This is a genomic window from Brevundimonas sp., from assembly GCF_018608325.1.
In the GTDB taxonomy this organism is placed as follows: domain Bacteria; phylum Pseudomonadota; class Alphaproteobacteria; order Caulobacterales; family Caulobacteraceae; genus Brevundimonas.
In genome coordinates, this window is the sequence record NZ_JABAZW010000123.1 from 1 (window position 1) to 10,213 (window position 10,213).

Below are 10,213 nucleotides of genomic sequence, written 5' to 3' on the forward strand. Positions count from 1 at the left end.
GCTGGAGAACGTGCGCTTCCATGCGGCGGAAGAGGCCAATGATCCGGTCTTCGCGCAAAAACTGGCCGACCTCGGCGACCTCTATGTCAACGACGCCTTCTCGGCGGCGCACCGCGCCCATGCCTCGACCGAAGGCGTCGCCCACCACATCCCCGCCTATGCAGGCGAATCCATGCGCCGCGAACTGGACGCCCTGGACGCCGCTCTGGGCAAGCCGCAGAAGCCCGTCATCGGCATCGTCGGCGGCTCCAAGGTCTCGACCAAGCTGGACCTGCTGAAGAACCTGGTCGGCAAGCGGGACAAGCGGGCCATCGGCGGCGGCATGGCCAACACCTTCCTCTACGCTCAGGGCGTCGATATCGGCGGCTCGCTGGCCGAGAAGGATATGGCCGACACCGCCCGTGAGATCATGACCGAGGCCGAGGCCAAGGGCTGCGAACTGCTGCTGCCCGTCGATGTCGTGGTCGCCGTCGAGGTCAAGCCCGGCGCCGAGGCCCGCACGGTCAAGACCGGCGAAACCCTGTCCGCTGACGACAAGATTCTGGACGCCGGTCCCGAGACCGTCGCCCGCCTGAACGCCGCCATCGACGTGTCCAAGACGCTGATCTGGAACGGCCCGCTGGGCGTATTCGAGGTCCCGCCCTTCGACGCCGCCACGGTCGCAGCCGCCAAACACGCAGCTGTTCGCGCCAAATCCGGCGCTCTGGTCGCTGTCGCAGGCGGCGGCGACACGGTCGCGGCACTGAACCACGCAGGCACATCCGACGACATGACCTTCGTCTCCACCGCAGGCGGCGCCTTCCTGGAGTGGATGGAGGGCAAGGTTCTGCCGGGCGTCGAGGCTCTGCGCGCCTGATCGATCAGCGGGCGCGCGATGTATTCACGTCACGCGCTCGCTTCTTCGCCCTCAACGGCGCCATTGCGGCGTTACATGGCGTGACTTCGCAGCGCACCACAGCTAATCTCTTGCCCAATTAAAAAAACTAATCGGCTCAGGAGACTACAAGAATGGCGCGCATCACGCTGCGGCAGCTGCTCGATCATGCAGCAGAGAACGACTACGGCCTGCCGGCCTATAATATCAACAACATGGAGCAGGGTCTGGCGATCATGGAGGCGGCCCACGAGGTCAACGCCCCTGTCATCATTCAGGCCTCGCGCGGCGCCCGCAACTACGCCAACGACATTGTTCTGGCCAAGCTGATCGACGCTCTGGCGGAACTGTATCCGCACATCCCGGTCTGCATGCACCAGGACCACGGCAACGGCCCGGCGACCTGCGCCACCGCCATCCAGTACGGCTTCACCAGCGTCATGATGGACGGCTCTCTGGAAGAGGACGCCAAGACCCCCGCCAGCTACGAATACAACGTCGATGTGACCCGTCGCGTCACCGAAATGGCCCACGCCTGCGGCGTCTCGGTCGAGGGTGAGCTGGGCGTTCTGGGTTCGCTGGAAACCGGCATGGGCGAGGCCGAAGACGGCCACGGCTTCGAGGGCGTGCTGGACCACTCCCAACTGCTGACTGACCCGGATCAGGCCGTCGACTTCGTCGCCGCCACCAAGGTCGACGCACTGGCCATCGCCATGGGCACCTCACACGGCGCCTACAAGTTCACGCGCAAGCCGGACGGCGACGTTCTGGCCATGAGTGTGATCGAAGAAATCCACCGCCGCCTGCCCAACACCCACCTGGTGATGCACGGCTCGTCGTCGGTGCCGCAGGACCTGCAGGACATCATCAACGCCTATGGCGGTGAAATGCCCCAGACCTGGGGCGTGCCGGTCGAGGAAATCCAGCGCGGCATCAAGCACGGCGTGCGCAAGGTCAACATCGACACCGACAACCGCATGGCCATCACCGGCGCCATCCGTAAGGCTCTGATCGAGAAGCCGGGCGAGTTCGATCCCCGCTACTATCTGAAGCCCGCCAAGGAGGCGATGAAGAAGCTGTGCATGGAGCGTTACCTCCAGTTCGGCTGCGAAGGTCAGGCGGCGAAGATCCGTCCGCTCTCCACCGCCCAGATGGCCAAGCGCTACACCTCGGGCGACCTTGATCCGTCGTTCCGCGGCGCCGCCGTCAAGGCCGCCTGATACGGCTCAGACCGGGTAGCGGCGCGACAGTTCGTATCGCACCCGGTCTGCTTCCCGCCGCGCCATGTCCAGAGCGTCGCTGGCGTCACGCGCACTGCGGCGCGCATCGCGGATTTCACCGCGCACTTCCTGAATACGATCCCGGATTTTCTGGCGTTCTTCGTCCGAGAGCCCGTTCTGGTGCAGTTCCGCCTGCTTGGCCTCCAGCTTGTCCTCGCGGTTCTCGATCCGTGAAATGGCGCTGTTCAGCGCGCTTTGGGCGGATTCGACCGCCGCCACGACATCGTGCAGTCGCCGCCCGTCCTGATAGGCAGGCAGGAAATCAGCCTCTTCCTGTGGGCGACAAACGCCGTAATAGGTGTTGCCCGCCCTGCCCTCGGTCCAGCCGCGCTGGAAGGTGCAGTAGCCACGTAATCCGTCCTCACGTGCAGACTGATAGGCGCTGGGATTGGGCGTGACCTGATATTTAGCGCAAGCCTTGGCGTGTTCTTCCAGCCGCGTCGTCGGATAGCCCGCAGCCCCGTCGGCATAGCCTTTTTCGCCCCAGTCACCGACCAGGCACTCGTCCTTGCTCATGGTGGCGCAACTGGCCAGCAACGCCCCGGCCGCCGCCACGCCGCTGATGATCAACAACCGTCGCATCTCAATCCCCTAGGCCCGAGCTTCACTATCGAACGACGCCACGCCCTCGCGCAAGCGGTTCGACGTGCTACATCGGCGACTGGAGACCGCCTTGCCCGAACACCTGCCCGAACCCGATCTGCCCGACGACGAAGACGCCGCAGCCGCTGAAGTGCTGGAGGCCCGGATCGAGGTGTCCGGCGTCCGTCTGGACAAGGCGCTGGCCACGGCCTTTCCCACCCTGTCGCGCGCCCGGCTGCAGGCCCTGCTGGCAGAGGGCGCCGTCAGTCGCGATGGCGTGGCACTGACCAGCGGATCGGCCAAGGCCCAGCCCGGTCTCTATGTTGTGGCCCTTCCCCCTGTCGCGCCCGCCACGCCCCAGCCGGAAGCCATTCCCCTGACGGTCCTCTACGAGGACGCCGACCTGATCGTCATCGACAAGCCCGCAGGCATGGCCGCCCATCCGGCGCCCGGCTGCGAGACCGGCACTCTGGTCAACGCCCTTCTGGCCCATTGCGGCGACAGCCTGTCCGGCATCGGCGGCGTCGCCCGCCCCGGCATCGTGCACCGCCTGGACAAGGACACATCCGGTGTCATGGTCGCCGCCAAGACCGACCGCGCCCATCAGGGCCTGTCCGCCCTGTTCGCCAGCCACGACATCGAACGGACCTACATCGCCCTGACGCGCGGCGCGCCTTCGGCGTCGAAGGGCCGGATCGAAACCCGCATCGGCCGATCAAACGGCGACCGCAAGAAGATGGCTGTGCTGAAATCCGGCGGTCGTGAAGCCATCACCGACTATGTCGTCCAGACCATCTTCGGCGAACCCGCCAAGGCTGGTGGCGCCCCCATGGCCGCCCGCGTGGCCTGCACCCTGCACACCGGCCGCACACACCAGATTCGCGTCCACATGGCGTCCAAGGGTTCGCCCCTGCTCGGCGATCCCGTCTATGGCTCCGGCAGCCCCGCCGCTCCCGTCCGCGCCGCCATCACAGAGGCCGGACTGGCGCGTCAGGCCCTGCATGCCGCTGTCCTGGGCTTCGTCCATCCCGTCACTGGCGAACAGCTCCGCTTCGAGACCGCCCCCCCTGCTGATATGCAGTTGCTTGAGACCCTGTTGACCACGCTTTGAAAGGCGCCGACCGATGGCCGATCCTGAAATCCACGACAACGCCGACCGTCATCAGTACGAGCTGCCGGTCGAGGGCGAGATCGCCGTCGTCACCTACAATCTGTCGCCGCCCAATCTGATGATCACAGAAACCCTGGTGCCTCAGCGCCTGGAAGGCCGCGGCATCGCCAGCCGCCTGGCCAAACATGTCATCGAGGATGCCCGCGCGCGTGAGCTTCTGATCCTACCCGTCTGCCCCTTCTTCGCCGCCTATTTCCAGAAGCATCCTGAACTGGCGGATGCGGTTCACCCGACCTACCGCACCATTCTGGGCCTCTGATCCGGCTGATAGAAAAAACGCCCGACAGAGCATTTGTGGGTCTTGAATAGAAACGGACCCACTCCTACATCGCCTGCTGATCGGCGCAGCGTGGCGTGCAGGCAACGGTCACGCTTTCGTGTGACCGCCCGCCTCTAAACATCGGGGCAACTCATCACCATCTGAGTGGTTGAGGGGAGAGGCTTCGATGCACACACTGTGGTCGAGGACGCAGAGCCCGCTCGTGTAGACGGTCGGAGGGACCAAATATGGCTGCTAATAGTACGCTCGCGGTGATGTCGCCTGAACAGGGACTGTCGCGTTATCTGACGGAAATCCGCAAGTTTCCGATGCTCACCAAGGACGAAGAGTTCATGCTCGCCAAGCGTTGGTCTGAGCATCAGGACCCCGAAGCCGCTCACCGCCTTGTAACCTCGCACCTTCGTCTCGTGGCCAAGATCGCCATGGGGTATCGCGGCTACGGCCTGCCGATCGGCGAAGTGATTTCCGAGGGCAACGTCGGTCTGATGCAGGCCGTCAAGAAATTCGATCCGGACAAGGGCTTCCGCCTGGCGACCTACGCCATGTGGTGGATCCGCGCCTCGATTCAGGAATACATCCTGCGCTCGTGGTCGCTCGTGAAGATGGGCACCACTGCGGCGCAGAAAAAGCTGTTCTTCAACCTGCGTAAGGCCAAGAGCCAGATCTCGGCTTTCGAGGAAGGCGACCTGCACCCCGAACACCTCGCCGCCATCGCCACCAAGCTGGGCGTGTCGGAAGAGGAAGTCACCAACATGAACCGCCGTCTCGGCGGCGACGCCTCGCTGAACGCGCCTCTGCGCGCTGACGGTGAAAGCGAATGGCAGGACTGGCTGGCCGATGACACGGCTGTCTCGCAGGAAACCCAACTCGCCGAAGACGAGGAAAAGGGCATCCGCATGAGCCTGCTTCAAGAGGCCATGGAGGAGCTGACTGAACGCGAGAAGCACATCCTCACGGAACGTCGCCTCAAGGACGACCCGGTCACTCTGGAAGAACTCGCCGGCCAGTATGGCGTGTCGCGCGAACGCGTGCGTCAGATCGAGGTCCGCGCCTTCGAGAAACTGCAAAAAGCCATGCGTTCGGCTGCTGAGGAACGCAATCTGGTCGACGCCTGAGCCTGTCGCGCTTCATGCCCTGTCGGTGTGAAGCGCGATAATATTTCTAGGACGCCCGCGCGACCGGCGTGGGCTGTCCAAGCGCCAGAATAGCACCGACCGGCTGGGCCAATCCCGCCTTGGTCGACGGCCCCAAAGCCAGATAACCCTCAAGCCCTGCAGCGGCGATCGCCAGTTTGGCGTCCCCGATCTTGGCGCCGACCGCCTTCAGCGTCTCGGCCTGCTGGCGGATGGCGCGCGTCGCCTGCATCGGGTCCTGGTCAAACTGGCTCATGGCCGCGACCAGAATCCGCGTGGCCTGATCCCGGATATCCACCGCAGAACCGGACGAAGCGTCGCCCTTGCGCTTCTTGGCTCCGGCGTATTCGCCCGAGTTGAAACGCCGACGATCCGGCCCGACATAGCCCACGGCCTCGACCCAGGGACGGGGCTTCAAGGCCACGTTCTCGACCCGCTTGAACAGGTCGCCGGTCGTGAAGGGCTTCCGCAGAAACTCGTGCACGCCCGCGTCGCGCGCACCCTTGATGGCCCCCGCAGTGGCTTCGGCCGTGACCATGATGATCGGCGCCATGCGGCTGACCATGTGCGAGCGACGGATGCGTCGCGCCAGGCTCTCGCCGTTCAGGCTGGGCCCTGCCCGCTCCATGAAGATGATGCCGGGCTCGGCGTCGCGCACCAGTTCCAATGCCCGATCCTCGTCGCCGTCCACATAGACTTCGCGTGAGCCAAGGCCCTTCATGATGTCCGTCATCAGACGAGCCGCCGAAGGATTGGGCTCGACAAGAACCACCCGACGCACAGCCGGCGCGATACGATTCAGCGTCTTGATGTCGGAAGTGAACACGGCTCGGCTCCTTTGCGCCGTAACCTTAACCTCAGGCGGTTAAGAGCCGTTGAATCACCCCCGACGTTTTCGACAGCCTATCCCTGGAAGGGATCGCGCATCAGAATCGTGTCGTCCCGCTCAGGGCTGGTCGACAGCAGGGCCACCGGCGCGCCGATCAGTTCTTCGATGCGGCGCACATATTTGATGGCGTGGGCGTTGATGTCCTTAAAGCTGCGAACCCCGGCGGTGCTTTCGCTCCAGCCTTCCAGTTCCTCGAACACCGGCTCCGCCGCCGCCTGGGCCTTCAGGCTGCTGGGCAGGTAGTCCAGCACCTCGCCATCGACCTTATAGCCAACGCAGATCTTCAGCGTCTTCAGCCCGTCCAGCACGTCCAGCTTGGTCAGGGCGATGCCATCGATGCCGTTGATCGCCACCGACTGACGCACCAGCACGGCGTCGAACCAGCCGCAGCGGCGTGCGCGGCCAGTGTTCACACCGACTTCACGCCCCACAGTCGCCAGATGCTCACCGACTTCGTCGTCCAGTTCGCAGGCGAACGGACCTTCACCGACGCGGGTCGTATAGGCCTTCACAATGCCCAGCACATAGCCGACGCCGCGCGGACCAATGCCCGAACCTGCAGCTGCTTGTCCCGACACGGTGTTGGAGCTGGTCACGTAAGGATAGGTGCCGTGATCCACGTCCAGGAAAGCGCCCTGCGCCCCCTCGAACAGCACGCGCTTGCCGTCCTTCTGCGCCTGATCCAGCACGCGCCAGGCGGGTTTCACGTAAGGCAGAATCTTCGGCGCGATCTCCAGCAGTTGCGCCAGCAGCGCTTCCGGGTCTATCGGCTCAAGTCCCAGACCCGCGCGTAGCGGATCATGGTGCGAACGCAGACGGTCGATCTTGACCTTCAGGTCGTCTTCATTGGCCAGGTCGCAGACACGGATGGCGCGACGGCCCACCTTGTCCTCATAGGCCGGGCCGATGCCGCGCCCCGTCGTGCCGATCTTGGCGCCCGGCGCGCTTGCGGCGGCTTCGCGCGCCACGTCCAGCGCGGGGTGGATCGGCAGGATCAAACAGGCATTGTCAGCGATGGTCAGGATGTCAGGCGTGATCGCCACGCCCTGCGCCTGAATCTTCTCGATTTCGCCGACCAGATGCCAGGGATCGACCACCACGCCATTGCCGATGATCGAGGGCTTGCCCTGCACCACGCCCGAAGGCAGCAGCGCCAGCTTATAGACCTTGCCGTCAACGACCAGCGTATGGCCCGCGTTGTGGCCGCCCTGGAACCGCACCACCATGTCGGCGCGATTGGACAGCCAGTCCACGATCTTGCCCTTGCCCTCGTCGCCCCATTGGGCTCCGACTACCGCGACGTTCGCCAAGATCGTTTCTCCGCAATTCAGAATGCGGTGGGAGCCTATAACTCCTGAATCATCAGAAGTCGCCCCATCCTTGCGGAATTATGCGGCCAGTTCGCTCACTGCTGTTTGGAACGCCCATTCCAGCCATGGCGTCGCCGCGACCACATCCGCCGTCTCGACCGTACAGCCGCACCACAGGCGCAGGCCCGGAGGCGCATTGCGGTGCGGCTCCATGTCGAACACCGCGCCTTCGCCTTCCAGCAGCGCCTTGAACCGAGTCACGAACGCCTTCCTGGCCTTGTCGTCCAGCACATCAATGCGGGCGTCGGTGAACTTCAGGCAGACCGAAGTGGTCGAGCGGATTTCCGCACGTTCAGGCAGAAAGTCGATCCACGGCGTGCGTGCGACCCATTCGCCCAGGGCCGCATAATTGGCGTCCGTGCGGCGGATCAACTCATCCAGACCGCCCACGTCGTCCGCCCAGTCCAGAGCGTCGATCCAGTCCTCGATGGTCAGGATCGAGAAGGTGTTCATCGCCACCCCGTCGGCCAGCGCCCGGTCGAACCCCTTGCCGTCCGTAATCCGTAGAACCTTGGGGATTGGCCGGTCGGGCCGATAGGTATCCAGCCGCTCGACGGCGCGCGGCGACAGCACCATCACGCCGATGCCCGCCTCGCCGCCCAGCGCCTTCTGGAAGCTGAAGGTCACTACATCCAGCTTGTCGTAAGGCAGGGTCATGGCGAACGCCGCCGAGGTCGCGTCGCAGATCGCCAGCCCCTCGCGGTCGTCGGCGATCCAGTCAGCGTTCGGCACGCGCACGCCCGAGGTGGTGCCGTTCCATGGGAAGACCACGTCCTTGGACCAGTCCGCCTTCGACAGATCCGGCAGGTCGCCCCACGGCGCGGTCAGCGCCTCCGGCTCCAGCTTCAGGTGCTCCCTGACGTCCGCCAGCCAGGTCAGACCGAAGTTCTCAAACGCGACCACCTGCACGGGCCGCTGCCCCAGCATCCCCCACAGCGCCGCCTCGACCGCGCCCGTGTCGGACCCGGGCGTATAGAGCAGCACGTGGCTGTCCGGCACCTGCAGAACCTCACGTGTGCGGCGCAGGCCGTAGGCGAACCGCTCGACGACCTCGGGCGCGCGGATGCCGCGTCCCAGCAGGTTCTGCGGCAGGCCGCCCAGGCTGTAGCCGGGGCGTTTCGCCGTCGGCCCGGACGAGAACCAGGGCCGCGCCGGCCGCACATCAGGCTTTGCAATCGTCATCTTCGTCTCCCCCGAGGCGGTAATGGGCTTCAGCGACCCGGCGTATAGGGCCGCTTGACGCGCCAGTCCTCGGCGAACTTGGTCAATTCCGTATCCGGTTCATCGGGCAGGGTCACCGCCAGCTTGGCCAGCAGGTCGCCGCGTTTGCCTTGCGCGAATGCCCCGCGCCCCTTCAGGCGCAGCACCTTGCCCGAGTTGGAGCCTGCCGGAATCGTCATCTGCACCACGCCCTCAGGCGTCGGCACACGCACCTTGGCGCCCAGCACTGCGTCGGGCACCGACACCGGCAGGTCCATCGTCAGGTCCGCGCCGTCGCGCTTGTAGATAGGGTGGGTCTCGATCTTCAGTTCGATCAGGGCGTCGCCGTTCTCGGCCCCGCGTCCCGGCGCGCCCTGCCCGCGCAGACGGATGGTCTGACCTTCAGACGCCCCCTTGGGAATGGTCACGTCCAGCGTGCGACCGTCCGAGAACTGGATGCGTCGCGTCGCGCCTGCAATGGCGTCTTCCAGACTGATGTCCAGCGTCGCCTTCACATCCTGCCCACGCGAGGAGAAGTCCCGTGCACCGCGCTGACGCCCCGATCCGCCGAACATGCCGAACAGGTCGTCCAGATCGACGCCTTCGAAGTTAGCCCTTCCGCCAGGGCCTCCACCAAAGCCGCCACCTTGGCCGAACGGATTGCCGCCCGGACGCCCGCCGCCAAAGCCGCGATGCTGTTCATTGCCGTCGTTGTCGATCTGGCCTGCGTCGTATTTGGCGCGCTTGTCCTTGTCGCCCAGGATGTCGAAGGCGGCGGTCACCCGTTTGAACTTGTCCTCGGTGATCTTGTCGCCGGGGTTCTTGTCGGGGTGCAGTTCCTTGGCCAGCTTGCGGAACGCCTTCTTGATCTCGTCCGCGCTCGCGCCCTTCGAAACGCCCAGTTCCTTATAGGGGTCGCCTGCCACGTCCGTTGTCGCTCCAACTGAAAACCAAGAGTGGCTGTCAGTTAAGCCATGCCCCCGCCTGCGCAAAGGGCCGAACCCGGCATAATCGTCAGGCCAGGGCGATTTCCGCCTCGACGCCCCATCCGAACCCCTCGCCCCACTGGGCCACGGCGACCTTCGCCGCATCCGTCACACCGCCGGGGAAGTCCGCCACCACATCCCCGGCGTCATAGGCGACGCGGCTTGCCTCGACCTCCATCGTCCGCCGCACGACCGATCCATCACGCACCACAACCCGGAACCGCATAGGATCGGCCGACGCCGGTTCACCATCCCAACTGTCACCATACAGCCGCGTCCGCGCCGTCCAGCGCAGATCAAACCCGCCCCCGACCGTCTCGACCTTCAGACCCATAGGCGACCAGGGCCGCGCGTGAAGCCCTGTCGGCATGAACGCGACTTCGCTGAACCCGTCCCCGCCCGGCGCCGCCCCCGCGCCTGACTGTCCTGCCCAGGCCACCCCGTGCGG

10 protein-coding genes and 1 pseudogene are annotated in these 10,213 nt (G+C 65.2%); 5 read left to right on the forward strand and 6 right to left on the reverse strand.

The genetic code is table 11. From position 1 onward, the window contains the following. On the forward strand, positions 1 to 856 hold an 856-nt coding region (gene pgk / locus QZ281_RS12070; protein ID WP_292228682.1), incomplete at its 5' end, for a phosphoglycerate kinase. A gap of 152 nt (positions 857 to 1,008) precedes the next feature. Next, a complete protein-coding gene (gene fba, locus QZ281_RS12075) occupies positions 1,009 to 2,094 on the forward strand; it encodes a class II fructose-bisphosphate aldolase (RefSeq protein ID WP_292228684.1) in 1,086 nt (361 codons plus the stop codon). Positions 2,095 to 2,100: 6 nt separating this feature from the next. Here the strand turns inward: fba and QZ281_RS12080 are convergent, their stop codons facing one another. After that, a complete protein-coding gene (locus tag QZ281_RS12080) occupies positions 2,101 to 2,736 on the reverse strand; it encodes a DUF2799 domain-containing protein (protein WP_292228685.1) in 636 nt (211 codons plus the stop codon). A gap of 151 nt (positions 2,737 to 2,887) precedes the next feature. On the opposite strand from QZ281_RS12080, the gene QZ281_RS12085 reads away from it, so the two are divergent. From QZ281_RS12085 to rpoH, 3 genes are all read left to right on the forward strand, one after another. After that, positions 2,888 to 3,847 carry an RluA family pseudouridine synthase gene (locus QZ281_RS12085; protein WP_292228700.1) on the forward strand — a complete coding sequence of 320 codons (960 nt, stop codon included), beginning with the start codon at positions 2,888 to 2,890 and terminating at the stop codon, positions 3,845 to 3,847. A gap of 13 nt (positions 3,848 to 3,860) precedes the next feature. After that, positions 3,861 to 4,166: a GNAT family N-acetyltransferase gene (locus QZ281_RS12090; RefSeq protein ID WP_292228688.1), complete on the forward strand. Its 306-nt coding sequence runs from the start codon at positions 3,861 to 3,863 to the stop codon at positions 4,164 to 4,166. A 248-nt stretch (positions 4,167 to 4,414) separates the two neighbouring features. After that, the gene (gene rpoH, locus QZ281_RS12095) at positions 4,415 to 5,302 is read left to right on the forward strand and encodes an RNA polymerase sigma factor RpoH (RefSeq protein ID WP_201096788.1); all 888 of its coding nucleotides are present in this window, start codon (positions 4,415 to 4,417) and stop codon (positions 5,300 to 5,302) included. Positions 5,303 to 5,348: 46 nt separating this feature from the next. Here rpoH and QZ281_RS12100 read toward each other — a convergent pair whose 3' ends face one another. The 5 genes and pseudogenes from QZ281_RS12100 to QZ281_RS12120 form a co-directional block, all read right to left on the reverse strand. Next, on the reverse strand, positions 5,349 to 6,146 hold the full coding sequence (locus tag QZ281_RS12100; protein ID WP_292228693.1) for a response regulator: 798 nt from the start codon (positions 6,144 to 6,146) through the stop codon (positions 5,349 to 5,351). 77 nt (positions 6,147 to 6,223) lie between these two features. Continuing rightward, the gene (locus tag QZ281_RS12105; protein ID WP_292228695.1) at positions 6,224 to 7,519 is read right to left on the reverse strand and encodes an adenylosuccinate synthase; all 1,296 of its coding nucleotides are present in this window, start codon (positions 7,517 to 7,519) and stop codon (positions 6,224 to 6,226) included. Positions 7,520 to 7,597: 78 nt separating this feature from the next. Further along, positions 7,598 to 8,761 carry a phosphoserine transaminase gene (locus tag QZ281_RS12110; RefSeq protein WP_292228696.1) on the reverse strand — a complete coding sequence of 388 codons (1,164 nt, stop codon included), beginning with the start codon at positions 8,759 to 8,761 and terminating at the stop codon, positions 7,598 to 7,600. Positions 8,762 to 8,790: 29 nt separating this feature from the next. Then, on the reverse strand, positions 8,791 to 9,705 hold the full coding sequence (locus QZ281_RS12115) for a DnaJ C-terminal domain-containing protein (RefSeq protein WP_292228698.1): 915 nt from the start codon (positions 9,703 to 9,705) through the stop codon (positions 8,791 to 8,793). An 88-nt stretch (positions 9,706 to 9,793) separates the two neighbouring features. Continuing rightward, a pseudogene (locus tag QZ281_RS12120) lies at positions 9,794 to 10,213 on the reverse strand (hypothetical protein); the annotation flags it as partial.

What these genes read in the sequence shown, in the direction of transcription:
- fba (WP_292228684.1), top strand. Translation starts at nt 1,009, where the DNA reads ATGGCGCGCATCACGCTGCGGCAGCTGCTCGATCATGCAGCAGAGAAC.
- QZ281_RS12080 (WP_292228685.1), bottom strand. Translation starts at nt 2,736, where the DNA reads ATGCGACGGTTGTTGATCATCAGCGGCGTGGCGGCGGCCGGGGCGTTG.
- QZ281_RS12090 (WP_292228688.1), top strand. Translation starts at nt 3,861, where the DNA reads ATGGCCGATCCTGAAATCCACGACAACGCCGACCGTCATCAGTACGAG.
- rpoH (WP_201096788.1), top strand. Translation starts at nt 4,415, where the DNA reads ATGGCTGCTAATAGTACGCTCGCGGTGATGTCGCCTGAACAGGGACTG.
- QZ281_RS12110 (WP_292228696.1), bottom strand. Translation starts at nt 8,761, where the DNA reads ATGACGATTGCAAAGCCTGATGTGCGGCCGGCGCGGCCCTGGTTCTCG.